The organism is Streptomyces sp. JH002, assembly GCF_050916115.1.
Classification (GTDB): Bacteria; Actinomycetota; Actinomycetes; order Streptomycetales; family Streptomycetaceae; genus Streptomyces; species Streptomyces xiamenensis.
In genome coordinates this window covers 3492915-3519142 of record NZ_CP087989.1, presented here as the reverse complement: position 1 = coordinate 3519142, position 26228 = coordinate 3492915, and the positions used below count along the sequence as shown (strand labels likewise).

At 70.5% G+C, this 26228-nt stretch carries 22 protein-coding genes; 7 read left to right on the top strand and 15 right to left on the bottom strand.

What is annotated here, in order from left to right; all coding sequences use genetic code 11:
- Window positions 1–70 precede the first annotated feature (70 nt).
- On the top strand, window positions 71–238 hold the full coding sequence (locus tag H7827_RS15990) for a hypothetical protein (protein WP_386538504.1): 168 nt from the start codon (window positions 71–73) through the stop codon (window positions 236–238).
- A gap of 157 nt (window positions 239–395) precedes the next feature.
- A complete protein-coding gene (locus H7827_RS15985; RefSeq protein ID WP_432745992.1) occupies window positions 396–842 on the top strand; it encodes a hypothetical protein in 447 nt (148 codons plus the stop codon).
- On the opposite strand, the gene H7827_RS15980 is transcribed toward H7827_RS15985, so the two are convergent.
- Entirely contained in the window at window positions 835–2181 is a 1347-nt protein-coding gene (locus tag H7827_RS15980; protein WP_432745990.1) for a class II 3-deoxy-7-phosphoheptulonate synthase, read from the bottom strand. The genes H7827_RS15985 and H7827_RS15980 overlap by 8 nt on opposite strands.
- 162 nt (window positions 2182–2343) lie before the next feature.
- On the opposite strand from H7827_RS15980, the gene H7827_RS15975 reads away from it, so the two are divergent.
- Complete coding sequence (locus H7827_RS15975; RefSeq protein WP_432745988.1) at window positions 2344–3861, top strand: anthranilate synthase component I family protein; 1518 nt, start codon at window positions 2344–2346, stop codon at window positions 3859–3861.
- Entirely contained in the window at window positions 3858–4466 is a 609-nt protein-coding gene (locus tag H7827_RS15970; protein WP_432745986.1) for an anthranilate synthase component II, read from the top strand. Before H7827_RS15975 ends, H7827_RS15970 begins: the two co-directional genes overlap by 4 nt.
- Before the next feature lie 46 nt (window positions 4467–4512).
- On the opposite strand, the gene H7827_RS15965 is transcribed toward H7827_RS15970, so the two are convergent.
- Complete coding sequence (locus H7827_RS15965; RefSeq protein WP_053116173.1) at window positions 4513–5904, bottom strand: PLP-dependent aminotransferase family protein; 1392 nt, start codon at window positions 5902–5904, stop codon at window positions 4513–4515.
- Window positions 5905–6039: 135 nt separating this feature from the next.
- On the opposite strand from H7827_RS15965, the gene trpD reads away from it, so the two are divergent.
- Window positions 6040–7122, top strand: coding sequence for an anthranilate phosphoribosyltransferase (trpD, locus tag H7827_RS15960; protein ID WP_432745984.1), 1083 nt, complete (start codon window positions 6040–6042; stop codon window positions 7120–7122).
- Between the two features lie 221 nt (window positions 7123–7343).
- Here trpD and trpC read toward each other — a convergent pair whose 3' ends face one another.
- The 3 genes from trpC to H7827_RS15945 all read right to left on the bottom strand — a co-directional run bounded on the left by trpC (window position 7344) and on the right by H7827_RS15945 (window position 10306).
- Window positions 7344–8153 carry an indole-3-glycerol phosphate synthase TrpC gene (gene trpC, locus H7827_RS15955; RefSeq protein ID WP_432745982.1) on the bottom strand — a complete coding sequence of 270 codons (810 nt, stop codon included), beginning with the start codon at window positions 8151–8153 and terminating at the stop codon, window positions 7344–7346.
- A gap of 241 nt (window positions 8154–8394) precedes the next feature.
- Window positions 8395–9021, bottom strand: coding sequence for a hypothetical protein (locus H7827_RS15950; protein WP_432745980.1), 627 nt, complete (start codon window positions 9019–9021; stop codon window positions 8395–8397).
- Between the two features lie 559 nt (window positions 9022–9580).
- Entirely contained in the window at window positions 9581–10306 is a 726-nt protein-coding gene (locus tag H7827_RS15945; RefSeq protein WP_432745978.1) for a YecA family protein, read from the bottom strand.
- Between the two features lie 874 nt (window positions 10307–11180).
- Here H7827_RS15945 and H7827_RS15940 point away from each other — a divergent pair.
- Entirely contained in the window at window positions 11181–12302 is a 1122-nt protein-coding gene (locus H7827_RS15940; protein ID WP_432745976.1) for a hypothetical protein, read from the top strand.
- 414 nt (window positions 12303–12716) lie between these two features.
- Here H7827_RS15940 and H7827_RS15935 read toward each other — a convergent pair whose 3' ends face one another.
- From H7827_RS15935 to H7827_RS15925, 3 genes are all read right to left on the bottom strand, one after another.
- A complete protein-coding gene (locus tag H7827_RS15935) occupies window positions 12717–16484 on the bottom strand; it encodes a caspase, EACC1-associated type (RefSeq protein ID WP_432745974.1) in 3768 nt (1255 codons plus the stop codon).
- A complete protein-coding gene (locus tag H7827_RS15930; RefSeq protein WP_073800187.1) occupies window positions 16481–16897 on the bottom strand; it encodes a hypothetical protein in 417 nt (138 codons plus the stop codon). The genes H7827_RS15935 and H7827_RS15930 overlap by 4 nt, the downstream gene beginning before the upstream one ends.
- 205 nt (window positions 16898–17102) lie before the next feature.
- Window positions 17103–18509 carry a hypothetical protein gene (locus tag H7827_RS15925; RefSeq protein ID WP_386538481.1) on the bottom strand — a complete coding sequence of 469 codons (1407 nt, stop codon included), beginning with the start codon at window positions 18507–18509 and terminating at the stop codon, window positions 17103–17105.
- A gap of 564 nt (window positions 18510–19073) precedes the next feature.
- On the opposite strand from H7827_RS15925, the gene H7827_RS15920 reads away from it, so the two are divergent.
- A complete protein-coding gene (locus H7827_RS15920; RefSeq protein ID WP_237523379.1) occupies window positions 19074–19499 on the top strand; it encodes a restriction endonuclease in 426 nt (141 codons plus the stop codon).
- A gap of 41 nt (window positions 19500–19540) precedes the next feature.
- On the opposite strand, the gene H7827_RS15915 is transcribed toward H7827_RS15920, so the two are convergent.
- Genes H7827_RS15915 through H7827_RS15885 form a run of 7 tightly spaced genes read right to left on the bottom strand, consistent with a single transcriptional unit; the run spans window position 19541 to window position 26228 of the window.
- Entirely contained in the window at window positions 19541–20134 is a 594-nt protein-coding gene (locus tag H7827_RS15915; protein ID WP_432745971.1) for a histidine phosphatase family protein, read from the bottom strand.
- Window positions 20127–20888 (bottom strand): SDR family NAD(P)-dependent oxidoreductase, encoded by a 762-nt coding sequence (locus H7827_RS15910; protein WP_432745969.1) that lies wholly within the window; start codon window positions 20886–20888, stop codon window positions 20127–20129. Before H7827_RS15910 ends, H7827_RS15915 begins: the two co-directional genes overlap by 8 nt.
- Entirely contained in the window at window positions 20873–22009 is a 1137-nt protein-coding gene (locus tag H7827_RS15905; RefSeq protein WP_432745967.1) for a hypothetical protein, read from the bottom strand. The genes H7827_RS15910 and H7827_RS15905 overlap by 16 nt, the downstream gene beginning before the upstream one ends.
- On the bottom strand, window positions 22006–23166 hold the full coding sequence (locus tag H7827_RS15900; protein ID WP_386538474.1) for a glycosyltransferase family 9 protein: 1161 nt from the start codon (window positions 23164–23166) through the stop codon (window positions 22006–22008). Before H7827_RS15900 ends, H7827_RS15905 begins: the two co-directional genes overlap by 4 nt.
- Window positions 23163–23738, bottom strand: a complete 576-nt coding sequence (locus H7827_RS15895; protein ID WP_386538472.1) for a phosphoribosyltransferase — start codon at window positions 23736–23738, stop codon at window positions 23163–23165. Before H7827_RS15895 ends, H7827_RS15900 begins: the two co-directional genes overlap by 4 nt.
- 46 nt (window positions 23739–23784) lie before the next feature.
- Window positions 23785–25584, bottom strand: a complete 1800-nt coding sequence (locus tag H7827_RS15890; RefSeq protein WP_432745964.1) for a DUF4254 domain-containing protein — start codon at window positions 25582–25584, stop codon at window positions 23785–23787.
- Window positions 25581–26228, bottom strand: coding sequence for a hypothetical protein (locus H7827_RS15885; protein ID WP_432745962.1), 648 nt, complete (start codon window positions 26226–26228; stop codon window positions 25581–25583). Before H7827_RS15885 ends, H7827_RS15890 begins: the two co-directional genes overlap by 4 nt.

Genomic DNA, 26228 nt, shown 5'->3' with positions numbered 1-26228 from the left:
GGAGAGAGGATGGACAAAGGGGACAGGGGATGCGAACGCGACGACGCACGCGATCGAGGAGACGGTGACGATGTCGAAGCACCGGGCCCAGCACGAACGGGATACAGCCGGTCACGGAAAGCACGCGCTGACCCCGGAGCGGGTCAAGGAGGCCGAGCACCAGGCCCGGGCGGTGGCGGCGAAGACCCATGGCAAGACGGAGAAGGCGACGGTGAAGCACCGCTCGCGCCTGGGCTGAACCAGGAAGGGCGTGGCCGGGGCCGCGAGGGGAGACAGACACGCGGCCGCCGAGGAGCGGGGCGGCGATGCAGCGCCGTCCCAAAGCGGGGGTCGGCCGGATTCCGCCCGGGCACCCGCGCGGAGCGGGTTCCTGCCGGGGCGTAATCTGACGTGTCATGGACGTACCGAGAGAAGTACGGATCGAGGAAGCCCTCACCCGGGCCATCCACACCAAGCTGCCCCGGCTGTCCCTGCGGGTCGGCGTCCATCTACTCGCCATGCATGTCAGCGGTTTCGTGCTGCTGGCCACGTTCCTGTTCCCACCGTCCTGGGCGGTGCAGGCGTACGCCGGCCCGGACGTGACGCCGGCGGTGGTCATCCTGGCCGTACTGTTCGGCCTGACCATCTGCCACGTGGCCGTGCAGTTGCCGTCCGCCCTGCTGGGCACCCTCAAGCACCGCCGTGCCCCGGCCCGCGCCTACGGCACCGCGCTGGCGACGGCCGGCGTACTGGTGGCCCTCCTGGTCTGGGTGATCGGCGGGACGTGGGCCGACTGGCTGGACCTCACGGTGCGCCTGGCGCTCTCGCTCGCCTGCTACGTCGCCCTCGCCCTGGTCAGATGAGCGCGGGCCGCTCCGGGACGGGGCGCTCGAGCGCCCCGTCCCCCGCCCGCGCGTACAACTCCGCCACCTGGAAAGCCAGATCCAGCGACTGACCGTGGTTCAGCCGGGGATCGCACGCCGTCGTGTAGCGCAGCGGGAGGTCCTCGGCGCGGACCGGTGAGCCGCCGCCCGTGCACTCCGTGACGTCCTCGCCCGTCAACTCCACATGGACGCCACCCGGGTGGCTGCCCAGCGCCCGGTGCACCTCCACGAAGCCGCGCACCTCCTCCAGGATCGCCTCGAAGGCACGGGTCTTGTGCCCGCTGGGCGCGGTCACCGTGTTGCCGTGCATCGGGTCGCACACCCAGCCCACCCGCGCGCCCTCCGCCAGCGCCTTCTCCACCAGCACCGGCAGGACGTCCCGCACCCGTTCCGCGCCCGCCCGCACCACGAAGGTCAGCCGCCCCGGGGTACGCGCGGGGTCGAGCCGGTCGAGATAGCGCAGCACCGTGTCGGGCTCGGTGCCCGGGCCGAGCTTGACCGCGACAGGGTTGTGCACCCCGCTCAGGAAGTCGATGTGCGCGCCGTCCGGCTGCCGGGTGCGCTCCCCCACCCACAGCAGATGCCCGCTGGTCGCGTAGAGACGGCCGGTGCGCTCATCGGTACGGGTCAGCGCCCGCTCGTAATCCAGCAGCAGCCCCTCGTGGCTGACGAAGAACTCCGCCGTGCGCAGCGTGCGCTGATCGGCGCCGCTCGCCCGCACGAACGCCAGCGCGCGGCTCACCTCCCGCGCCCTGCGCGCGTAACGCCCCGCCGAGGGCGAGCCGGCCACGAACTCCTCGTTCCACTCCGCCACCTGCCGCAGGTCCGCGAACCCGCCCCCCACATGGGCCCGCAGCAGATTGAGCGTCGCCACCGACGCCTCGTACATCCGCTCCAGACGGCGCGGATCGGGCCGCCTGGCCGCCTCGGTGAACTCCTGGCCGTTGACGGCGTCACCCCGGTACGAGGGCAGCGTCAGCGCGCCGCGCCGCTCCACGGGGCTCGACCGGGGCTTGGCGAACTGCCCCGCCATCCGGCCCACCTTGACCACCGGGAGGCCGCTGGCGTGGCTGAGCACCACCGCCATCTGCAGCAGCGTGCGCAGCTTGCCGCGCACCGCGTCCGCCGTCACCCCGGCGAAGGTCTCCGCGCAGTCCCCGCCCTGGAGCAGCAGCGCCTCGCCGCGGGCGACGCCCGCCAGCCGCTCCCGCAGGCGGTCGCACTCCTCGGCGAAGACCAGCGGCGGGGCCGCTCCGAGGCGGCCGGTGACCGCCCGCAGGAGGTCCGGGTCCGGCCAGTCGGGCTGCTGTGCGTTCACGGCGATTCCCCTTTCCTTTCCCTCGTGTGCCACCAGCTCACGGGACGGGCGGCGGGCCGGTCAAGAATTCCGGGAATGGACCGCATCGAAAGCGGCGGACTGGTCTGGTCCCCGCACGGCAGGCGGTGTTTCGCTTTCCCGTGGCGAAAGGAGCGGGAATTCATGAGGAGTTCAGCCATGTCGATGCCGGACAGTGAACCGATTCGGGTAAGGGTGACGTCGGCCGGACTTCCTCCGCACGATCCTCTCGACCTGTGGACGCGGCTGCGCGAGACGCGGCTGGCCGACGACGTATTCCTGCTGGAGCAGTTGGAGAACGACGGCGGGCGCCGGTCCGCCGTCGTCGGATACGGGCGGCTGGCGGAACTGCGCGTGTACGGGGCCGCCGAGGGCGGCGGCGGCCGGCTGGAGATCACCGGGGTGCCGGCGCTGCGCGGCGCGCTGGCCGCGCTCGCCCGGCAGCACGGCATGGACGCGGCCCCGGACGGGGCGCGGTTCCGCGACCCGCGGCAGATGTGGGACGTCCTGGCCGCCGTCCAGGGGCTGTTCGCCGTGGACACGGAGCAGCCGCCCGACCGGTACGCCTTCGGGTTCCTGACCACCCTCGCCTACGAGTCGGCCTGGCTGATGGAGGAACTCCCGCCCCGCACCAAGCCGCCGCACGGCCCCGACATCACGCTCGCGCTCTTCCGGGACACCGTCCGGTACGACGGCGACCCGGCAGGTGCGCTCCATCTGCACGCCGAGAGCGAGGCGTTCCCCACCGCACCGGCCGGGGAAGGAATCCCACCCCTCCCTCCGCCGCCGCTCGCGGACGAGCGCGGCGTGCCCGACGCGCCGCGCCCGCGCTCCGTGCGGGACAGCGTCAGCCGCGACACGTTCCTCGGCTGGGCCGAACGCTGCCTGGAACACATCCGGGTCGGCGACATCTACCAGATCCAGATCGGCCACCGCGTCGACGTACGGAGCGATCTGACGCCCCGTGACGTCTACCGGCGGCTGCGCGCCCGCAACCCGTCCCCGTACATGTATCTGGCGCCGCGCGCCGGCGGGCTGCTGATCGGCGCCAGCCCCGAGCTGCATCTGCGGATCGAGGCCGGGGAGATCACCATGCGGCCCATCGCGGGCACCACCCCGCGCGGCCCCGACGACGCCGAGAACCAGCGGCGCGTGAAGGAACTGCGGGCCAGCACCAAGGAGCGGGCCGAGCACGTGATGCTGGTCGACCTGTGCCGCAACGACCTGGGCCGGGTCGCCGTCCCCAGCACCCGCCCGGTGGAGAACCTGATGGAGGTGGAGACGTTCTCGCACGTCTTCCACCTCGTGTCCACCGTCACCGGGCGGCTCGCGCCGGGCACCGGGGTGTGGGACGCGATCCGGGCCACCTTCCCGGCCGGGACCATGACCGGGGCGCCCAAGATCCGCGCCATGGAGATCATCGACGGCCTGGAGAAGGAGGCGCGCGGCGCCTACGCGGGGGCGGTGGGGCTGCTGGACGCACGCGGCACCTGGAGCGAACTCGCGCTGTGCATCCGCACCGTGGCGTACGACGGCACCACGTACTCCACCCAGACCTCGGCCGGCCTGGTCGCGCAGTCCGATCCGGCGGCCGAATGGCGGGAGACCCTGGCGAAGATGGGGGCGGCCCACTGGGCGCTCACCGGTGAGGAGTTGCTGTGACCGCCGCGCCCAAGGTGCTGCTCGTCGACGCCTACGACAGCTTCGTGCACATCATCGACCAGTATCTGCGCACCCTCGGCGCCGAGACCCAGGTGGTGCGCTCCCGGTCCGCGACGCCGGACGAACTGGCCGCGCTCGGCGCGGACGCCGTCGTCCTGGGTCCGGGGCCCGGCCATCCGGCCGTGTCCGGACACGTGGAGCTGGTACGCCACTTCGCCGGCCGGGTGCCGCTGCTGGGGGTGTGCCTGGGGCATCAGGCGATCGCCCTGGCGTACGGCGGCCGGGTGGAGGTCGCCGACCAGGTGATGCACGGGCGCACCAGCTCGGTACGGCACGACGGCGAGGGGGTGTTCGCCGGCCTCGGCAACACCCTGGAGGCCACCCGCTACCACTCCCTGATCGTGGCCGAACCGCTGCCGGAGCCGCTGCTGACCACCGCCGTCTCCGTCGACCACGGCTATGTGATGGGGCTGCGGCACCACACGCTGCCGGTGGAGGGCGTGCAGTTCCATCCCGAGAGCGTGATGACCACCGGCGGGCTCCAGATCATGGAGAACTTCCTGGCCCGCGCCGCGCCCGGCCCGGCGCTGACCCCCGGCGGCTGACGGCGGCGTGGCGCGGTGCGTGGTGGGCCGGGCGGCGCCCGTCGCCTCACGCCCGGGCCGCCAGCTCCCGTACCGCGTCCGCCACCCCCGTCCTGGGCAGCCGGGCGTGCCCCAGCACCAGCGCGGGGGCGTCCCGGCGCGGCCGGGTGTGGAACGCCGCGCCGCCGCGCACCAGGACGGAGCGGCGCAGCGCCCCGGCCACCAGTGCCGCCTCGTCCGTGTGCCGCGGCAGCCGGACGTAGGCGTGCAGCCCGGCCGCCGGGCCCAGGACGCGGGCGCCGGGCAGATGACGGCGCACGGCCTCGTCCAGGGCGGCGCGGCGGACCGCGTTCAGCTTGTTCAGCCGGCGCAGATGCCGGTCGAACAGGCCTCCGCGCAGCAGTTCGGCGAACGCCCGCTGGCTCAGCGACTCGCTGCCCAGATCCAGCCGGGCGCGCAGCCGCAGCAGCCGGCTCAGCACCGGCTCGGGGGCGGCGAGCCAGCCCAGCCGCAGCCCGGGGCTGAGCGTCTTGCTGGCCGTGCCCGCGTAGATCACCCGTTCCGGGACGAGCCGTTGCAGCGCCAGCGGGCGGGTGCGGGCCGGGTCGTACCACAGGCCGCCGTCGTAGTCGTCCTCGATGATCCAGCCGTCCCGCTCCCGCGCCCAGCGGGCCAGCGCCTCGCGCCGGGCCGGGGTGAGCGTGATACCGGTGGGGAACTGGTGGGCGGGGGTCACCAGAACGGCGCGGGCCCCGGAGTCGGCCAGCCGCTCCACGTCGATGCCCTCCTCGTCCACCGGTACCGGGCACGGGCGCAGCCCCGACGCGTGGATGAAGTGCCGCAGCCCCGGGTGGCCCGGGTCCTCCACGGCGAGCGTACTGACGCCGCGCTCCAGCAGGTCGGCGCCGAGCAGGCTGAGCGCCTGCGCGAACCCGCCGGTGATCACGATGCGTTCGGGCGCGGTCCGGACGCCGTGCGCGCGGCCCAGGTAGCGGGCGAGTTCGACGCGCAGCGCGGTCTCGCCCGCCAGCGGCGGATAGCCGTCGTCCCGGTCACCCGCCCCGGGGGCGGCCAGCGCCCGCTGGTACGCGGCCAGCCACTCGGCGCGCGGGAAGACGGCGCTGCTGTGGCCGCCGGTACGCAGATCCCAGCGGGCGGACGGCACATGGCCCGCGTCCAGCAGCGGGGAGAGCACCGTCTCGCGCGGCAGATGCCGCACGACGCGGGTGCTGGCGCCGCGCGCGGTGTCCAGGTAGCCCTCGGCCACCAGTTGGGCGTACGCCTCGACCACCACGCTGCGCGAAACGCCGAGATCCTCGGCGAGCCGGCGGCTGGAAGGCAGGCGGGTCGCGGGCTGGAGCGTGCCCTCCTCGATCTCCTCCCGGATGAACTCCTGGATCTGCGCGGTGAGTGATGCCCCGGAATTCCGGGATATGGAGATGGCCATGTGCAGGGGCACGGGAATGCTCTCCCTCACTGGTATGTGCCGGCGGTGCGGAACTGGTCTGGTGTGCGGCCGGATTCCCGGTCACGATGGCGGCGCGTTCATTTGTCCCCGGCCTTTTGCCGCGCCGCCACAGCGGAGGAGAATTCCGTGACCGAACCGGAGCAGGACCGCTGGCCGTCGCTGCTGAATTCCCTGCTGGCCGGCCGGGATCTGGACGTCAGCGACACCGAATGGGCCATGGGCCGGGTGATGTCGGGCGAGGTGAGTTCCGCCCGACTGGCCGCCCTGCTGGTGGCGCTGCGTGCCAAGGGCGAGACGCCCGCCGAGATCGAAGGGCTGGCCCGGGCGATGCGCGCGCACGCGCTGCCGCTGCCGGTGCCGGGTCCTGTGGTGGACATCGTGGGGACGGGCGGCGACGGCTCCGACAGCGTCAACGTCTCCACCATGGCGGCGATCGTGGCGGCCGGGGCCGGGGCGCGGGTGGTCAAGCACGGCAACCGGTCGGCGTCCTCGCGGTGCGGTTCGGCCGACGTCCTGGAGGAGCTGGGGGTGGAACTGGGCCTGGAGCCACGGCTGGACCCGGAGGCGATCGCGGAGATCGCCGACGAGGCGGGCATCACCTTCGCGTTCGCGCCGCTGTTCCATCCCGCGATGCGGCACGCGGCGGCCACCCGGCGTGAGCTGGGGGTGCGTACCGTCTTCAACCTGCTGGGCCCGCTGGCCAATCCGGCCGCGCCGGCCGCGCTGGCGCTGGGCGTCGCGGATCCGGCGGCGGCCGGGACACTGGCCGGGGTACTGGCCCGGCAGGGCGTGTCGGCGCTCGTCTTCCGGGGCGACGACGGCATGGACGAGATCACAGTGACCACCACCTCCACGATCTGGTCGGTACGGAACGGCGCGGTGCGCCGCGAGACGTTCGACCCGGCCGCGCTGGGCATTCCGCGCGCGCACCCGGACGCGCTGCGCGGCGGGGACCGGGCGTACAACGCCGCGGTGGCGCGGGCGCTGCTGGGCGGGGAGCCGGTGGCGCGGGCGGTACGGGACGCGGTACTGCTGAACGCGGCGGCCGGACTGGCCGCCCTGGAGCCGCCCGACGGCACGGTCGCCGAGCGGCTGGCCACGGCGCTGGAACGGGCCACCGCCGCCCTGGACTCGGGCGCTGCGGCGGCCGTCCTGTCCCGCTGGACGGACGCCTGCGCGAAGCACGCGGAGCGCGCGCGGGTCGCCTGATCCGCCCGGGGCGGGGGGCCGGAGCGCGCGGCGCCGGTCCCGGCCGTGACCACCGGTGCGCGTGAACCACGGCAGGCCGCGTGCCTTGAGGGCTTGCCGACCTCCCCGGAACGGCGCACCCACCACCCGATAGGGGCGATCCCGGCCCGGTGGCGTGCGTGCCGCACCCGCCGCGTGCGGGGCCCCGCACGCAGGGCCCCGCCGGGGTAACCGGGCGGGCGTCATCGCAGGGCGGTGGGTGCCGTCAGGGCCGCGACCGCCGTGGCCGGATCCCCGCCGGTGACCAGGGACTCGCCGACCAGGACCGCGTCCGCGCCCTGCGCCGCGTACCGGGCGGCGTCCGCCGGGCCCCGGACGCCGGACTCGGCGATCCGTACGACCGTCTCCGGGATCAGCGGCGCGACCCGCCCGAACGTGTCCGGGTCCACGCGCAGGGTGCGCAGATCACGGGCGTTGACGCCGATCACCTCCGCGCCCGCCTCCAGCGCGCGCCCGGCCTCCTCCTCGTCGTGCACCTCCACCAGCGGGCACATCCCCAACTCCGTGGCCAGCGCGCTCAGCCCGGTCAGCTGCCGCTGGTCGAGCGCCGCCACGATCAGCAGCAGCAGGTCCGCGCCGTGCGCCCGCGCCTCCCACACCTGATACGGGTCGACGATGAAGTCCTTGCGCAGGACGGGCACGGTCACCCGCTCCCGTACCGCCGTCAGGTCCGCCAGCGAGCCCCCGAAGCGGCGGCCCTCCGTCAGAACGCTGATCGCCGCGGCGCCGCCCGCCGCGTAGGAGGCGGCGAGCGCGGCCGGGTCGGCGATCTCCGCCAGCGGCCCTTTGGACGGGCTCGCCCGCTTCACCTCGGCGATCACCCGCAGGCCGCCGGGGCCCAGGCGCCGCAGCCGCGCGGCGGTCGCGGCACCGGCCGCAGGACCGCCCCCGTACGCCGCCGCCCGCTCACGCAGTCCGCTCTCGGGCACGGCGGCCTTGCGCCCCTCCAAGTCCGCCCGCACCCCGGTGATGATGTCCGCCAGCACGCTCATGCGGTGCTCTCCTCGCTCCCGGCCTGCGCCGCTCGGAAGGCCCACGGGCCGCGCCGGGCACCCCGGACCGACCCCGTCCGCCGAAGAGCTACCCCGCCACGGCTCCACTCCCCTGCCCACGGGCCGAACGGACCGCAGGCCGTACCCCTTCGGCCCCCGCCCGACGGCACACACCTCGGCGGAACGCCGCCTTTCGGACGGCGGCTCCGCCGGCCCCCGGGCCGCACCAGCGGGTGGCCGGTCACTCCTGCGGTGCGGGCGGAACCTGGAGTTGCTCGCTGTGGATCCAGGTGAACGTGCGATCCGGTTCGAGGTGGGCATCTCCCCAGTGGATGGCGTGGATCCCCTCCTCCAGAGCGGCAGTGAAGAACACGCACACGAGCTTCGTGGACACCCCCAGCTCCTCGAACGCCTCGTGCAACTCCAGGTATTCATCGGTGGTCAGGTCATCCCCGAGGTCGAAGAGCCCTTCCTGTGCCTCGGGGCCGTGCCCCCACAGCAGCCGGCGCCGGGTGGGGGAGGCGCTGGACGCCAGCCGGGCGCGGTGGAGCGCCCGGGGCCGGTTCGCATACTTGAAGGGAAAGAGCGCGTGCTCATTGATCACCGCGTACTCGTACCCGCGCACGTCCCGCGCCGCCCCGCCCAGATCGCGTGCCAGGTCCGCCAGGTTCTCCCGCACGGCCTCCGACAGGGTCGCGCCGTAGGGCCCCCGCTTCTTCACCTGGGCCCTCAGATGCGCGGCGCGCGCTCGCGTGTGTGCCCGCACCAACTGAAGGGGCAGGGCGCTGACCAGCGCGCCGGCCAGTTCTCCAAAACGCTCGACCGCCCAGGCGGAAGGTGCTGTCTCCCCGTTCGCTGCCCCCGACATGCGGCCCCTCCCCCGGTCGAAAACACCTCTCCCCTGTGTGACATCAGCATGAAGGGCACACAAGGGAGCAATTCGGCCACCGGGGCGGGGCCTTCTTCCTCGGGCCGCCGCGCGGTCCCGCGACGGCGGACCGGTGGGGAGGCGGGCTCACCGGGCACGCGGTGCGAGCGTCCGGCCCGGGCCCGGCCGGATACCTCAAGGGTCCCGACCGTGTCTCGTCGCCGGCTCGGCTCACGACCACACCGAAGGGCCCCGGCAGCACAAACAGGTCAGCCAGACTACTCGCGCGAGTAGTCTGGCCGACCTGCTGTTTCATCTGTCGGGGTGGCGGGATGTGAACCCACGGCCTCTTCGTCCAGAAGGTCGGGCAGGATCGGCACCTGGTCGCCTTGCTAACGGTGCAGGTCAGGGCCAAGTTTCGGGTTGGTGTGGCAAGGGCTCGGTCGGCCTGCGGAGGGTGATCATCTCCCAGAATTCTCCCAAGCCCTGATGCTGTGACCGCATCGCGAAGCGGCGCCGCTCCCGTCGGCCGCTTCGCAGAGGCGAGTTTGCACGCTCCTTAGAGGGACTCGGGTACTCCTGCAGGGTGGCATCGTCGGGCTTTGCGTCCTGACCCGCATGGGCAGGGCGTGTTCTTGCCAACGCTGCGGCCCGGTCCGACGGGCCTCTGCTTGGGAATCGTGCGCCCGGACACCCGCTGCTTCCCGAGGTCTCGCCACAGCAACAGCGCAGCAGGGACGTCATCGCCCTTGTCTAGGAGCCATTGTGCTGCTGCTTTGCCGGATGCGTCAGGGAAGGTCGCTGCGGCTTCAGTAAGCCCGCTGCGCTCCAGGAACTGCCGAGCGATAAGCCCGTACGAGTCGCGTTCGTCGAAGCGTCGCATCCCCTGGACCCGAAAGATGTCGGGCGCGAAGCCGGCGCCGATCATGACGGCGGCGCCAGCCACCACCGCGCCTGGGTCACCGGTCGGCTCGTCAGGGGTGCTCATCGCGTTGAACCGGTCGATGAGCACCTTCTCCGCGGCCGGAATTTCGATGCGCAGTTCTGCTGCCAGGAGATCCTCGTACCGCTCCTTGACCTCCTCGGGGCCACTGTAGGAGAAGGAGTCGATCACCTTGTCGTGGAGAAAGTGCAGGACGAAGAGATCGTCCTGGAGCGAGGAACGGAACGCCTCGACCGACTTGGTGCGGCTGTATCCGACAACCTGAACGGTTTCCTCGCGACGCGTACCGCGGCGCTTGTCATCCCCGAGACGTGCGCCTTGCGACGACAGGAATGGGCACACCTGCGCAGAGTAGACAGCGCAGATCTCGTGTACGGGTGCCTCTGCGAGCCCAACTTCATCGGGAAGCGGTATGTCGCCGAAGTGTGGGAGGACTTGCCATCGTGCGTCGTCTCCGAAGGGAAGTCCGCAGACAGCACACCAGTCGAACGTGGCCAGTACGAGCTTTCGCCGCTCATCGATCGCTCCGAAGTTTGCCCCCTCTGCGTCACGCCCAACCGTTGCGATCACGGGGTAACCCCTGGACTCGCGTTCGAGGTGGCTTAGACGTTGCGGTGGTATCACCTCTTGCGGCCTCAAGGCCACCTCCAAGCGTCGCACGGTCGAACCAGGTTAGCGGTGAGGAGTAGGTCACCTACCGAAAACCGGTCGCGCCGGATGGCCGGTGTTCGACCGCTCTCGGCTGCTTAGTGTGAGTAAGCTGGGGAAGCCAGGTCCGGACTCCCGGTAGCACCGGGAGAACCAGCCGAGCGCACTAATCTTCGCCGTCCGGAGGCGCGTCAGCAGCGTGCCCACCAGCGGAACTCCACTCGCTTCCGCGCACGGTTTCGTGCGTCCACTGTTCGGAGTCCTCCGCATGCCTGCTCAGCCGACCATGGCCGCGCTCCGCGGCTTCCACTGCGAGCACACCCCTAGCAAGAGCCGCATCCTCGCTCTCGTCCACCATCGAGAGGGCCCTGCCTCACTGCAGGCCGTTCTCACTTGTCGGCACCCCGAACTCGCGCAGCAAGCGGTGGGCATCCTCCAACAGGCCACCGGTTCTTCCGCTGATGCTTGGAATCCCGAGCCGCTCGAGAGGCTGTGCGCCCAGCTGCCGGATGCTCCGGCTTCCTCCCTCCGCAGTGCCGCACGGCACGCCCTCGCGGGCGTCTGGCCCATGCCCGGCGGCAGCTTCCTGAAGTGGGAGCAGATCGCCGATGACGACGACGTGGATGAGGGCAATGACGTCGACGCGGTCACGCGCGCCGTGCGCACCCCGAACGACGCACGGCTCGCTGACCTGGCTGGTCCGGTCATTCGGGTAGAGGTACTCCGAGAGTTTCACGTGCATGACCAGCAGGCCGTGTTGAAGGCAGCTAGGAGCGCGGGCTGGGAGCCCCAGCCACACGACGACCTCGAGGGCGATGACCCTGAGGATGTCGTCGGGGCCATCATGTGGCTGGGGGAGTCCGACAGCGAGATCGAGGGTGCGGACACGGTCACCGATACCTCTCAGGGCCTGCGGCTGCGCACCGAGAACGGGCACGAGGTCGCCGACTGGAGCGAGGAAGCAGTGGTCGCCGACTTCGGCGCGGGCTGGCGGTACACAGCGGCTGTCCGCCGAGGTGAGCTGGCGACGCCGTCGACGAGGAAGAAGGCCCCGGACTTCGCGGCGCTGTTCGCGACGGAGACGCTGCACTGCGACGACCCGGAGTGCGAAGACGAGCGGTGCCAGTGGCAACTCACCCCCCGAACCGCCGACATCCTCTACACGGAACTGTGCGTGCTCGCCGATCAGGCGTACGAGGACAGCGAGGAACTTGGTGACAGGCCGGTGGTGCCAGACCAGCACGACGGCCAATGGGGCGTTTTCGCCTATCTCCCGAAGCTGACCTTCGCGGCCGACCTCCAGTGGCGCCGCCGGTTCGCCCGGGCAGCCGACGACCTTGCCGGTGACCTCGAATGCGGGCAGTGGCCGGAGCCCACCTGCACGGCCGAGGAACTTGCCCTTCACCTCGCCATCCGCGATGCGGGAGACCGCGGGGACGAAGGCGATGACGCTGGTGACCACGGGAGGCTGCCCACCCACCGTGACGACTACGACTTCGACATGTGCTCCGAAGTGTTTTTCCAAGACACCGACGTGCTGATGCTCTACAACTCTCGCTTCGACGGAATCGAGGACCCGGACGGCGAGACGAACCAGCACATGGGCATCGGCGATCTCCGTGTCGCTGCCTGGTTCGAACCGTTCCTGAACGTCCAGGCGCGAGATCCCCGCCGTGGATTCCGCCGCTGATTGTCAGGCAGCGTCCTAGTGGATCCTGAGCGGGATACTGCAGCCAGTCAGGCTCTTGCCGCGCCGCAGGCCGGGAGGAATCCATGGTGCCTCGGGTCTGCTGCAGCGTATCCACCCGGGTGAAGTGACCGCAGCGTGCCCCTCGTCTTTGCAGCCGCGAGGCAAACGCACCGAAACTCTCGATTCTGCACTCGCATTCCAGCACGTCCGCGATGGCTGCACAGCCGTATGCGGCGCTCGCGTCGTTGTGCGCAGACCAGGAAGGCGGCGGCTCTCAACGGCTTCCGGAAGCCGGTCAGTGGCTCCCGGTCGAGGTTGAAGCAGAGAGCTTCCTGGTCAAGCGCTGTCCCGTAGCCGCTGGCGAGGCATGACGTCAGACGCGGCACTTCGTCGACTGGTTGGAACGCCCGAAGGTCACCCCCGCTGCTCGTCGGTGTCGTACAGCCGCCAGGCCGGCCACCGCGCCGCTTCGGCTTCACCGTCACCATCGCCCAGCAGATTCCGGCGGTGCAGCATGAGCCGGAGGTGGCGTGCCGCGTCGCCGTCCTCTTCCACTCCTCGATCGAGAAGCACGGGTTGGGGGGCAGCTCCGCCGATGTCGCGCACGACGGCATCCGTGGGATACCCGTGAATGGTCTCGCCGAGCGTGACAGTGGCTCCTTCCGCGAGGGAGAGGGTCTGGTACAAGCGTTTGAGCAGTACGTCCTCGCCTTCGCCTCCCAGGGGTAGGCCGTCCCGCTCCACAGCCTCAAGCAGCGCGCCGCCCACGCCTCCCCGCTTTCGCCAGAGTCTCTTGTCTCCCACCACGATGAGGTGACTGCGGGCCCGGGTGATGGCGACGTTCCACAGGTTCAGTTGTTCACCGACCCATGCGACGGAGCCCGGGTGCATACCTTCGCCGACGACGAGGGAGAACACCATGACGTCGCGTTCACCGCCTTGGAAGGTGTGCACCGTACCGATGCGCAGACGCTCCTCGTCGTACGGGCTCAGTCGCTTGCGTAGGGCTTCGGCCTGTGCAGTGAAGGGAGTGACGACACCGACGGTGGCCTCGGGCGGGAGCTGGTCCAGCAGATAGCGGACGCTCTCGTGCACCTTGCGGATCTCGTCCTCGTTGTGCCAGGAGCCACCGAACGGAGGCCGGGCGGCCCGCCCGGCCACATCCGTCCAGATCACGGCGGAACGGTTTGCCAGTGCTGGACGGCCACGGGTGTCGGTGAGAACGGTCAGCCCACCGTCGTAGAAGAACTCGTTGGAGATCCCCGCGATGTGAGGATGACAGCGGAAGTGCTCGTCGAGAAGCAGCGTGCCGCCTGCGGACTGCTCGGCCGCGTGGAAGGCGGAGTGGCGCCGGTAGGCGAGGTGGTGCTTCTCCAGCCAGTCGGACCGCATCCCGTTCCCGCGTCTGATGAGAGCCTCGCGGTGCGGGCTGGTCTTCGTGATGTGCGTGAGCTGCATGGGGTCGCCGATGACCAGGGCGCGCCGTGCGCGGAACAGCAGGGGCAGGACTTGGGGGATGGCGCATTGGCTGGCCTCGTCGATGACGACGAGGTCGAACAGGGCCGGGTCCGGTGGGAAACGCCGGGCGGACAGGCTGGTGACCGCCCATCCGGCCACCGCGGGCGCGGTCATCGAGGTTCCCGAGCGCCCGAGGACCTTTCCCAACTGCGGCCAGTCGCCGCGTTTGCCCTCCCGGGCCGTCAACAGCTCCATGATGCGGCGGCGTCCGGCCCAGGCGGCAGCTTGGACCTTGGTGGCGAGGAACGTATGTGAAGCGTCCTGGACGGCGCCCTCCGCATCGCGGAGGTCACGCGTGAGCGCTGTGTCGTCAACGACGGCCGCGCGCTCGCGCCCGTCACGCCATTCCGCCTCGGCCGCGGCGAACCCGGCGAGCGCGAGGCAGCCCGTGACGGGATCACCGGCGTACCCCTCCAGGCCGACCTTGCGCAGAAAACGGGATCGGCGCCACGATCCGAGGAAGCGCGCGCGGGAGCGGCGGCGTGCGCTGTCCTCCAGCTCCCTCGGCAGTTGCGGGCCGCCGAGCAGCTCCTGGAGTTCGGTGACGGTGATCCCGAGCTGTCCCGCATAGTGGGCTCGCGCCTCGCCTGCCTGGCGTAGCTTCAGCTCGGTCTCGGCGATGTGGGCCAGCTGCCGCCGTACCTCTGCCAGGCGGTCGGCGGCCAGCATGGTCTCCATGGCTGCCGTGGCCACGGTGGTGGACGGCTCTGGGCCGGTACGCAGCGCGTGGAGCGCGGCGGTCTCGTGCTCCGCGTTGCTCTTGCCGGTCTTCCGTGCCGAGCCGGTGCGCACGACGCTGCCGGGCACCAGCTCGTCGCAGCGGCGCCATACCTCGTCCACGGCATCGTTGTTGGTGGACGCGACGAGCACGGTCTGGCCTGCCGCGATCGCCGTGGCTACGAGATTGGCGACCAGCTGGCTCTTGCCGGTGCCGGGCGGGCCCGTGGCCACGGTGAGGCGACGGGTCATGGCGGACCGGAGAACCAAGCTCTGCGCCTCGTTGCAGGGCAGCGGAGTCACGAGGCCCGTCGGCTCGGGATCTGTGTGGGCGAGGCATCGGATGCGCTGCGATGGGTCGGGCGCGATCACCCCGAGGGCGGTATTTCCGATCTGGTCAGTCTGTTCGGCGATGCGGGCGAAGTCGTTGAGAAGCCCCTTCGTGAAGTTCGTCTGAGGGCGTGCCGAGAACAGGACCGCGGTGTTGCGGGCCCCGTGGCCGGGTGTGCGCACGTCGATGTGGTCGGCGAGCTGGTCGGGGCGGAGCTCCTGTACGCACGGCAGCTCGAACTCCTGGGTGAGGAGGTTGCGTACCTCCACCGCCATACGGTCGTGCTGTCCTCGATGCCAGGACGGCTGAAACGTGTCGATGAGCTGGTTGGCCTCGTCCTCGCCCAGCCAGTCGTGGGCCAACTGAGGGTGTGGCTGGACCGGCCCGTACGGCTTCAGCCGCACTTCGCCCTCGTCCTGGACGATCTCGACCCGGCGCACCAGCAGGGGCGCGAACTTCGGCTGCCGCCAGGGGCTCCCGGTACGAGGCCCGGTGAGTAGCACGGCCGGATAGCCCGCCCACAGCTCGGCATCCTCCTCTGCCGCTGAATCCACCAGCGGGTTTGCTTCCTTGGGGAGCGCGACGCAGCCGTCGTCGTCGACGTCGCCGGAGATGAACCTCTCCGCGCCGTCCAGACACACGTACGACGTGCCCTGCCGACTCACGTCCATGAGAGGTGTCTCGGCACTCTCGGCCAGGACGCACTCGCGGTAGTAGTCCAGCAGGTTGGACCAGGTGGGTTGTGCGTGAGCGGACTTCACGGCGTGTGGCGGTGCAGCTTCTCCCGCGGCTGCCCGGGGCCGAGGACTCAGAGGATTCAGGATGGGGGCCCGGCCGAAAGGGCTGTCCGCGATGACGATGCGGTCGTCGACGCCGAGCGCGGACTGCACCGGCACCTGACGCTCGCTGTCCTGGGCACGCATACGCCGGTTGACATAGTGGAACAGGTCGCTGACCGTCACCGCGCTGCCGCTGTCCTTGCTGACCTTCCCTGTGCGCAGCGCCTCGATGACCTCGCCGGTGAATGCTGACGGCTTCACATCGTCGCCGCCGCCCGCGTCCGCGTACGAGTCCTCCCCGGCCCGCGAGGACGACAGGACGTACACGCCCCTGCTCGTCAGCGGGGGCCGCTCGCCGGACTTGGCCACGGAGCCGTCACGTTGCCGGTCCGACGTACGCAGACCCACAGCGAACCCGCCGCTGCGGCAGCAGTCGATCATCACGATCTTCTGCGGTGCGACGCACTCCTCCAACGCGTCGTTGAGAAACCCGGCGCTGACTCCGGTCGCGGCCACCCGGTCGTAGTCGGTGTCCTTGGCGACGAAGTGGAACTCGCCGCCGTCACGTACGGTGCGCACGCCGTGCCCGGAGACGTACACGAACGCGAGTTCGTCCTCGTCGCGCTCCTGGAGGAACTCACCGATGACTGCTCGCATGTCATCGGCGGCGAGATCGGATTCTGTCTGTACGGAGACGAAGTTGCCGATCTTGTGGTGCTTCAGGACCTGGGTGAGTCCCCATACGTCCGCCCTTACGGAAGCCAGCGAAGAGAAACGGCCATCGTCGTAGTGCTCGTTGCCGATCAGGAGAGCTCGGCGCTTGTGGAAGCGGGTCACGTCGCGTCGTCGTCCGATGCGGTGCCGTCGTCGCCGGCGACCCGATCCTGGAACTCCCGGACCATGCGCTCCTGTGCGGCGTCCGGACGGCCGGTGATCTTGATGGAGTCGTCCCCGATGGTGACCACGACCTTGCGGTGCCGCTCCTTAGCGCACCACTCTTTGATCAGGGTGATCAGGACCTGGGACGCCGGACGGGCGACTGCCGCGGTGGTGGCGGCCCAGAGAGCCACCTCGCCGACACCTGTGCCCTTACTGCCCGGTTCGGCGGGCTCTTCGGCGTCATGGAAGCCGACGACGAGATCGTCTGCCCTCCGAAGACTGTCGTGCAGATCCCGGGTGAGACGCTCCTGCCGGAGTGTGTCACCCCCTGTGGGCACAGTGAGTGTCCACGGCGATCCCCCGTTGTGCATGTGCCGCTCCTTGCCTTCGCGTATGCGCTTGCTGGCCTGTCCAGCGACTTTGGCACGTAGGCCGTCGAGTGGGACAGCCGGGGATGAGCTGGAGGGACGGCATCTGGCCACTCCGCCCAGCGCCGGAGGGGAGGCGCCGGACCAGCTCGAGTCGGCACGGACCGGCAAGAGCCGGCTTCTCCTCCGGGACTCTCCTTCGTACGGATCAGCCTCGGGAACGGTCGTCGGACGATGCCGGCTCCGGCACCACCCTTATCGCGAGTGCGGTGCCGTCCGGCCGGATGGAACTCGCACCCCAGTCGTCGATGTCGTCCGGCTCAGGCCAGTCATTCCGCCGCTCGTAAGTCCGTCGGCGATACTCCTCCACCTTGCCCTTCGCGAGCAGGGCGTAGAGATCTGCGGCCATGCCTGAAAACGCCTCGACCCGCGTGCCGTTGACACGGAAGACCTGGTCAGTGCCGACGTACTGCTCGCCGGCGAAGCAGGCTTTCGCATCGTGGACACTGGCAGTCCCGGCGTAGGCGGTTTCGCTGAAGTGCTTGCGGCCCTGCTCGTCGATCAAATACTGGCCGACAGCCCCGCCCCCGCCGGCCAGGGAGAGCTGCCCGGCGGCGTGCGCCCGGGCGACGACGCGGCTGAACCACGAGAACTCCTTCTCGGGGATCAAGAATGCGTTGTGCCGTTCCGCCCCCAGCTCCTTGGGGAGGGCCACGGAGTCCACGTACGGCAGGGTCCGGCGGCCGATGGCCGTATCGGCTGAATCCGCACCGGCCGCCGGTCGTAAGGGAAGCTCGACACCTCCATCCGTGTGCAGGACATGCACCGTCACACCGGCGGCGGCCAGGAACTCGGTCGAGGTCGTGAGCGCGGGAGTCGCGTTCCGCTGCCCCAGATGGAATCGCTCCACGCGCTCACTGCCCCGGGCCAGCTGCCTGTATGTCGTGCGAGAGCTTGCGGAGGTCTTCGGCGTCACGGCCTGGTGGTTGCCGTTCACGGTCACCACGAAGACTCGGGAGCCTTCACCGGGACGCCATGCCTCCAACAGGAAGTCCGGCCGCGGCCTCGCGCCCAGAGTCCCGGCCGGCTTTGTTCGCGCGAAGCCGGGAAGCAGGACGGTTTCCGCGTCGACAATGCTGATCAGGTGGTCCGGATACCTTTCGCGAAGCGCCCACTCAGCGACGGCGAGCCCGAACGCTCGGCCCAGCTCCCTTGCCTGCATGGCCCGATAGGACAGTTCGGGCGCTTTCCCCTCATCGGTAAGGCGCAGACTCCCGTGCCGGTCGGCGGCGAAGGCGCGGCAGTATTTCAGCCCCTGCCAGTGCTCAGCCAGTCCCCTGCCTCGTCCTTGCCGCGCCAACGCCGTACCGCGCGCGAATGTCGCGAGCACATCCCATGGAGTCACCCATAGGGGACCACGCTCGGCCCGGGGTAGTTGGCGCAGACCCGGCTTGCGCGGACCATGACCTTCGTTCGAGGTCTTCTTTTTCGCCCGCTCGCGGTCGACGGCGTTGGCTGCTTTCTCCACTCCGACGCTGAGTTCGGTCGATGAGTTCACCTGCACGGTCAGAAGGTCACCGAGACGCTTGATCACGTCGAAGGCCGTGGAGTCCATGCAAAGGGACGGTAGGAACCCCCGATGTCGACGACAAGAATGCGATTCAGGCCATGGTGGCGCAGTCGCCCGACTCCGTGAGTAGCTGGACGAGGTTCTTCTGGTTGTACGCAGCAATGCCGTGGTATCCCCGGCGCGTATCCCGTGCGTCCATGGCGAGGCTCCGCTCTTGTGGCCCGATAGCCAGGTGGGCGAAAAGTTGCCAATCAGCCAATGGCTGATTGGCAACCTGATGCTTCGGCGCTGCTTCCTTGATCCTGCTGTGCCAGAGCACATGGGAGGAGCACAGCAGTGGCACGGAAGTTGCGGACCTCGGCTGCGCGTAGACGTCGGCAGCAGCATCTCAAGATCGGGGCCACCGCCGGGGGCCTCGGCCTTGTCGCGGTAGTGGCGTTTTGGGGCGTAATCTGGCCCTATCTCGTCGGTGTACTTGCTCTCAGTAGCCTCGGCGGTGGCGGGTGGTGGCTGTGGCGCACCGATCGGTTCATCAGGGGCGGTGATCGGCAGTGGCGGCATGACGAGGCCGTGCGGGCAGGGCAGCGGACGCTTGCCGAGATTGACGTGATGACGGGGACGGAGTTTGAAGACTTCGTCGTAAAACTGTGCCGTCGTGACGGGTGCACTGATGTCCGGAGGGTCGGTGGCTCACACGACAACGGGGCTGACGTGCTGGGGCACCTTCCCGATGGGCGGAGCATGGTGATCCAGTGCAAGCGATACGCGCCCAAGCGCAAGATCCCCAGCCGGGAGGTCCGGGATCTGCTTGGTGCGAAGGTGCACTTCAAGGCCGATGTGGCGATCTTCGTGGCCACCACTTACTTCAGCGGCCCGGCGGAGATGTTCGCCGCGGAGAACGACATCCTGGCGGTCCACCGTGATCACTTCGGTCTGTGGAACAACGGTGCCTCGCTGCTGTCGCTCAGTGCGGTCAACGGTACGGGGCAGGGAGACCGTCGGCACCGGGAGCGCTGGAAGGAGACGTACGGGTAGGAGCGTCTTCCACCGGGCGTAGTAGTCGGATCGCCAGTCGTTTACCGGGCAGGTCGTCGAACATCAGGTCCTACGCGTTGGTGGGCGGGTAAGAGACGGGTCTCGGCGAACTGCAGGGGCGCCTTTGCCGCAGTGGTGAAGGCGGCGGGGCCTTCTTGGAGGTGGGAGAGTACGCCGAGGAGGAGGGCGTGGGAGACGGCCAGGAGGGGGCCGCGGCGCCCAGAGGCGCGGTGGAGGAAGGCGGCGCAGTGGCGGGCGCGGGTGTGGAGGTCGGTGAGGCTTTCGCCGTCTTCGCAGCGTAGGAAGGGGTTGGCGAGGCGGTGGGCTCGCCAGGCGCGGTAGGCCGGTGGGTAGGTCTCGGCCGTGCGGCCGAGAACGATGCTCGGGGCGCGCCATTCGGCGAGGAGACCGGAGGTGGCCACGATCGGCAGGCCCGTGAGGTGCGAAACGAGGGTGGCGGTCTGACGGGCGCGGGGGATCGGGCTGGTGACGATCGCGGTGACGCCCTGAGGGAGGGGCAAGGAGCGGCGTACCTGCTCGCGGCCCTCCTGCGTGAGGGCGGCTTCGTGCGGGGCGTGGTAGCCGGGGCGGTGACCTTCGTAGGCGCCGTGGCGCATGAGCCAGATGTCAGCCAAGGATCCAGCCTCCGTCGACGCGCAGGGTCTGGCCGGTGATGAAGCCGGCGTCGTCAGTGGCGAGGAAGGCGACGGCTGCGGCGATGTCCTCGGGGCGGCCTCGGCGCTGGACGCACTGGCGGGCGAGCTGCCGGGTGGTCATGGCTTCCGGATCGTTGACGACGGTGTCCTCAGCGGGGACGCGGATGGAACCGGGGGCGACACAGTTCACGGTGATGCCGGCTGGGCCGAGTTCGCGTGCGAGGGCACGGGTGAGTCCTTCGAGGCCGGCCTTGGCACTGATGTAGCCGGCGAGGTCGTGACGGCCCGCCGTGGCGAGGACCGAGCCGATGGTGATGATCCGGCCCCAGCCGGCGGCCGTCATGGCAGCGGTCAGCTCGTGGGCGAGGAGGTAGTGACTGGTCAGGTTGGAGGCCAGAGCCCCGTCCCAGTGAGTCGGCGTTGTCTCCGCCCACGGGTGGCGCGGGTAGGCGCCGGCGTTGCTGACCAGGATGTCGATCGGGCCGAGCTGGTCGTGGGCCTGGTGACAGAGGGCGCGTGCGGCCTCGGCGTCGCGGAGGTCGGCTGCCAGGCTGATTGCGGCGCCGCCGCTGCCGGTGATGTGGGCGGTGAGCTCGGCTGCGGCCAGGTCGTCGTCGAAGTGCGCGAGGGCGACGGTGGCGCCGTCGGCGGCGAGACGGCGGGCGATGGCCGAGCCGAGGCCGCCGGTGGCTCCGCTGACCAGGGCGGTGCGACCGTTCAGGGGGCTGGGCATGGCGACTCCAGCGGGCAGAAGTAGGTGGTGGGGTCGAAGGCGGGGCTCATGGCCTCCGCAAGACGGGCGAGCAGGACGAGCCGGTCCTCGGATGCCAGATCGGCCAGGTTGTAGACGCCGAGGATGCGCATGGCGAGGTAGGGGCGGAGCAGGTTCGCCAGGTCCTCGCCGGGCCAGAGACGGTCCGCGACTGGTCGTACGAGCTTGTTCCAGTACGCGGTCACGGCGGCTCGCCGAGGTGCAGAGAGGCGCGGCGTGTAGTCGATGTGGATGGTGCTGGTGGCGTGATCGATCGCCGCTCGTCGGACCTCGGGGGTGTTGGCCGGGACGTGGGTGAAGGTGGCGGGGTGGTCGGCGAAGGCGGTCGGGTTGTACGTGGGTACGAGCCAGCCGCCGAGAGCGGAGGCGTACCAGAGGAAGTTGGCGAACTCGCCGGGGATGCTGTTCATTCCCGCGGTGTCGTAGTCGAACCAGGCGAGCGGGTGGGCGAGGTTGACATCGGTGGGGTCGCCTTGGGTGAGGGCCGCCCAGACCGGCTCTGCCGTGGCGAAGTGCGCGCGCAGCCAGCGGAGGGTGGCGGCCCAATCCAGGTGTTGTCGAAGGCCGTTGATCTTCAGGGCGTAAGTGTTGAGGCGGGATACCAGGATGTCGACGAGGCCGTCGGCGATCAGGAAGTCCTTGCCGGCGTAGTACGTGTCGAGTCGGCCGCCGGGTGCCGCGCGGTCCCAGTAAAGCTTGCGGACGACGTGCGCCGGATCGGCTGGCCATGCCGTTGTGAGGATGACCTCCTGGTACGCGGCCGTGAGCTCCTCCATGTAGGTGTGGAGGTGGCTGGTCGGCCCGTCTGTGTTGAGAAGGTCGAGGAGAAGTCCCTGGTCGGTGCCGCCGGGCAGGCGTTCGTACGCGAGGAGGTGTCCGCCCGGTACGCGTAGGTGGGTGTGGAGGGCGGGGACACGGTAGTGCCGGGCCAGGCGGGCGTGGCCGTGGATCTCCTCTCCGGCCTCGGCCGGGTTGCGGGTGTACTTCAGGAGCAGCGAGTGGCCGAAGAGGTCGACCGGGCAGAGCAGGTTGCGGGTGAAGCGCCGCACCGGTCCGACCCGAAGGAGGGGCTGGGAGATCATCGCCCCACCTCGTTGAGTAGTTCGAGGCCGACCTGGGCCAGTGCGGCGGGCGGGAAGGCGTCCATGTGCACGTCCGAGTTCGGGGCGATGGCGTCGCGGACGGGGCAGAGGTCGCCCTGGTGCATGCGGTCGGACAGGTTGGTGGCGACGGCATTGTGGTGCGACAGGCCGGTCCGCCACTTGCTGTGGCTGTGGCGCGCGTACAGGCCGATGACCGGCGGTCCGCCGCGATTCTGGCCGCCGCGCGCCATCGCGGCGAGGTGGGTGAGGCCGGTGTCGTTGCCGACGATCAGGTGGCAGTGCGGGAAGAGGTCGACGAGGCCGTCGGCTGGCATCCCGTCGATGTGGAGTGCTTGCACGTGACGCCGGGGAGCCTCCGCCGTGACGCGGAGGCCGTGGCCTGGGTTACCGCCGATGAGCAGCAGCCGGGCCTGGGCCTGCTGTGCCTCGGCGATGTGCTCGGCGAGGGCGATGAAGCGCTGGGCGGTGTAGTCCTTGCGCTCCGGCCAACTGGTGGCGGTGATGGCGGCGATGGTCAGACCGCCCAGCCAGCCCACCGAGCGCAGCTCCTCCACGAGGTTGTTCGGCCCGGTCGCGAGGGTGGGAGCGAACGGAGCCGTGCCGGGCAGGCGGATGCCTAAGCGGCGCTCCAGAGCCAGGTAGTGGCGGGCGGGCAGGTCCAGGTGGGCGCGGCCGTCGCTCGACCAGCACGGCGGGGCGGCTGGGTCGAGCACCAGGCTTACCGCCGCCTCCGAGCCGTGTGCCTCAACACCCGTGCGGTCGCCGATCACGGCCCGCCAGCCGTTGGGCGGGGTGGCCTGGGGCTGCGTGATCAGCCCAGTGCGGGCGATCAGCCCCGCGTACGGACCCACCGCCCGGACGGCCACGCGTACAGACCGCAGCCGCAGCCAGTCGAGGACCGCGCGGACCCCCGACAGTGCGAGGAGCGAGTCACCGAGCTTCCCCTCGAAGGCCACGACGATCTCGCCGCACCCACTCAGGCGGTGGACAAGCTCGGCGGAGGCGGCCAGCTGGAGCGGTGCGCCGATGGGGACGCTGCCCCGGTCGTACCCGAGCGGGGTGGTGTGGACGGCCCCGGCGGGGATGACCAGGGAGCCGTGGTGAAACTGGATTTTCGCTGGAGCGACCGCTGTCATGCCGTGCCCTCGATCGTGGTGAGCGAGACGAGCGGCAGACCGAGGTCGGTGAGCAGGTCGCGGGCTCCGCGGGTCGTGTCCTCCACCAGGCAGGCCGCCGCCAGTGGGGCGGCGTCGGCCTCGCGGAGGCGGCGGGTGAGGTCGGCCAGGGTCCGGCCGGTGGTGATCTCGTCGTCCACGATGACGATGCGCTGGCCGGGAGTGATGCCGTACGCGAAGACGTCGGTGCGCATCGCGTGGGGCTCGCTGAAGCGGACCGCCCCGTCGAGCGGGAGGTGCAGCTTCCAAGCGATCTTGTACGGGAGTTGAGCGGCGCCGGCGAGGGAGACGGTCGGCAGGATGCCGCCGGCGTCCAGGCCGAGGAGGAAGTCCACGGAGCCGAGCCCGTCCGGCACCTGCTCCTGAAGCAGACGCCACAGGTCGGCTCCGGTGGTGGCGAGGGTGTCGGGGTGGACCGGGTGCTCCAGGCCGTCCAGGGAATGGATGACGCGCTCGCGGCGGCTCGTGGCTCCGACGCTGAGCCGTTCGACGATCCGGGCGGTGAAGGACGGCACGGCGATGGTTTCGGGCATGGCGAAGCTCCTGTCGGACGGAGAACGAGGGAGGAGAGGGAGACTGTCAGGCGGCGAGCTGGGCGGCGTACCAGGTGAGGAGCTGGTCGGCGGCCACGGTGACGGGCTTGAGGACGAGCTCGGCCTCGCCGTCGCGCCAAGCGCCGGCGATCTCGGCCAGGGAGGGCGTCGAGAGGGCCGTCAGGCCCGGCATGCGGGAGGCCGCGGCGAGAATCCGATCGGGGCCGGACTCCCACCGGTTGTGCTCGCGCAGGAGGAGGCGGCAGGCGAGCACGAGGTGCTTGTAGAGCTGCCGCAGTGTGGTCGGCCCCGCGTCGGCGCGCAGACGGCGCATGGTCAGGATGACCTGGGGGAGTTCCCGGACAGCGGCGAACGCCAGCTCGCCTCGGCTGATCGTCGGCAGTTCGAGGCCGGGTGCGGCATGCAGGACAGAGCTGCCCTGCTGGAGCTGGTGGAGGACGAACGCCAGGCGCGGGGTGAGGCGCCGGGCAGTCAGTTCGCCGGGGGTGACGAGGGTGGGGCCGAGGGAGGCCGCACCACCGAGGGCTCTCCGGTACTGCTCCAGGGCATCGAGGACCCGGCCGATGGCCTCGTGCTCGGCGATCACGAGGAGGTCCAGATCGGACCAGCCGGCGATCCAGCTGCCCTCGCCGGGGCTGCCGGTCAGAGCGGCGAGCCGTACGCCGGGGCCGTAGGCCCGTACCGCGTCGGTGAAGTCGGCCGTCGCCGAGGCTATGGCGGCAGGCAGTCCCAGCCCGTACGGAGTGGCCGCGCGCAGCGCCGTGGATGCGGGCGGGGCGGCGATGCGCCGGAGCCGGGCGCGGAGGGCGGCGATGCTACCGGTGTTGTCGATGACGTGGTCGGCGAGCGCGGCGACCTGATGGGCGCCACGGCTCATCTTGATCTCGTCCTTCGCGGCGACGGCCTGGGCCGGAGTGCCCGACCGCTCGACGCGAACAGCGAACGAGGCGTCAAGATAGACGATCTGGAGTGCGTCGCCCATGAGTCGCTTGAGCTCGGCGATCGAGGCGTCGTCGTGGACGGACTCGATGGTGAACAACTCCGTGTCGACATGCGCGTCCGCGAAACGGTTCAGCTCACCGAGCAGCAACTCGGCCTGCCGACGGGCCGACAGGGCGTACGCGTCCGCGAGGCCCTCCCGGTGGGCCGCCTGCCGCAACAGGAAGCCGATCTTGAAGCGTTGCGCACCGCAGGTGCGCTGGACGAACTCGGCGCTGGTGCTCTTGCCGCACTCGCTCAGTCCACCGAAGGCGAGGACCCGGCGCAGACGCCGACTCGGCTTGATCTCTGCGGGGGCGGCGCCGTCCCGGCCGTACAGCTTGAAGCGAGCCGGTACGGGGAGCCGGCGGCGGCCTGCGACGACATCGGAGACCAGCGCGTCGAGGGCGGCGCACAGTTCCTCCCGTTGCCCGTGAAGGGCGGGGATACGTCGGCGTGCCAGCTCGTCCCGTGCAGTTGCCCGTTCGCTGTGCCAGATCCTCAGTGTCAGCACCGAGAGGCGGTCGACGACGGAGGCGAGCGTCTCGGTGTGCAGTGGTGCGTCGGCGCGGCCCGCGTCGGCCAGCGAGCCGAGGACCTCGTCAGCCCGTTCGGCGAGCAGGTTCCGTTCGGCGTTGAGCTGGTCGATCTCCCGCTTGCAGTCGGCGACCTGGGCGGCGGAGAGTAAGGCGCCGCGCACCCGGTCCTCGTTGTCCCACAGGCGCCCGTTGACGGTGTGGAGCCGGGTGATGGTGTCGTCCAGGCGGTTCCTGTCCTTGTCCGGGAGCGCTGCCACGGTGCGGGACAGACTGGGTGGTAACACCAGGGGCGGGGAGTTCTGCGTCATCGGGGACTCCCGTCGGTGAGTCGGCTGAGGCCGAGGCGATCGAGCACGTCGCTGTGCACGACGTCCAAGGAACGGTCCTCGCAGTCGACGACCGCGGCGAACGCACCGTGGTCGACCTGGTGGAGCAGGACCGCGTGCAGCGTCTTCTGGTACTCCGGGTAGATCCCGGTCCAGGGGCGGCCCTCGCGGGCGCTGGTGATGGCGTAACTGCGTTCGGCGTCGAATGACGGGAGCAGGAGGATGGAGGTCTCGGGTGTGGCGGCCCGCGCACCGGCGATTCCTGTCACGGTCTTGAACGCTTCGCCGACGGTCAGCCTGTCCTTGACCACGCAGGTCGCAGCGGCCACGGCGAGAAGCATGGGCAGGCCCCGGTCCAGCAGACCCGTTCGCCCGGTCTCGCGTGCGGCGGCCCGCTTGGCATGACCGGCGAGCAGCATCTCGGTCAGCTCGACGGTCGTGGACGTCTCGAACCACCACCGGGCGTAGTCGCCGGTGGCCACCCGTGCCCAGGGCTCGGGATCGTGCTCGTGGACCGCGCCCAGCGGCTGGAAGGCGTTCCACCGTTCGGCCAGCCGCACCAAGTGGGTCGTCTTGCCGACGTTGTCAGGGCCGTTGAGGCTGACGAAGTCCGGGGCTCGCGTCAT

Bases quoted from the DNA above. Each gene is read 5' to 3' on its own strand.
- H7827_RS15990 (WP_386538504.1), top strand. From the start codon at position 71: ATGTCGAAGCACCGGGCCCAGCACGAACGGGATACAGCCGGTCACGGA.
- H7827_RS15985 (WP_432745992.1), top strand. From the start codon at position 396: ATGGACGTACCGAGAGAAGTACGGATCGAGGAAGCCCTCACCCGGGCC.
- H7827_RS15975 (WP_432745988.1), top strand. From the start codon at position 2,344: ATGAGGAGTTCAGCCATGTCGATGCCGGACAGTGAACCGATTCGGGTA.
- trpC (WP_432745982.1), bottom strand. From the start codon at position 8,153: ATGAGCGTGCTGGCGGACATCATCACCGGGGTGCGGGCGGACTTGGAG.
- H7827_RS15950 (WP_432745980.1), bottom strand. From the start codon at position 9,021: ATGTCGGGGGCAGCGAACGGGGAGACAGCACCTTCCGCCTGGGCGGTC.
- H7827_RS15940 (WP_432745976.1), top strand. From the start codon at position 11,181: ATGCCCGGCGGCAGCTTCCTGAAGTGGGAGCAGATCGCCGATGACGAC.
- H7827_RS15930 (WP_073800187.1), bottom strand. From the start codon at position 16,897: ATGCACAACGGGGGATCGCCGTGGACACTCACTGTGCCCACAGGGGGT.
- H7827_RS15925 (WP_386538481.1), bottom strand. From the start codon at position 18,509: ATGGACTCCACGGCCTTCGACGTGATCAAGCGTCTCGGTGACCTTCTG.
- H7827_RS15920 (WP_237523379.1), top strand. From the start codon at position 19,074: ATGACGGGGACGGAGTTTGAAGACTTCGTCGTAAAACTGTGCCGTCGT.
- H7827_RS15910 (WP_432745969.1), bottom strand. From the start codon at position 20,888: ATGCCCAGCCCCCTGAACGGTCGCACCGCCCTGGTCAGCGGAGCCACC.
- H7827_RS15905 (WP_432745967.1), bottom strand. From the start codon at position 22,009: ATGATCTCCCAGCCCCTCCTTCGGGTCGGACCGGTGCGGCGCTTCACC.
- H7827_RS15900 (WP_386538474.1), bottom strand. From the start codon at position 23,166: ATGACAGCGGTCGCTCCAGCGAAAATCCAGTTTCACCACGGCTCCCTG.
- H7827_RS15895 (WP_386538472.1), bottom strand. From the start codon at position 23,738: ATGCCCGAAACCATCGCCGTGCCGTCCTTCACCGCCCGGATCGTCGAA.
- H7827_RS15890 (WP_432745964.1), bottom strand. From the start codon at position 25,584: ATGACGCAGAACTCCCCGCCCCTGGTGTTACCACCCAGTCTGTCCCGC.
- H7827_RS15885 (WP_432745962.1), bottom strand. From the start codon at position 26,228: ATGACGCGAGCCCCGGACTTCGTCAGCCTCAACGGCCCTGACAACGTC.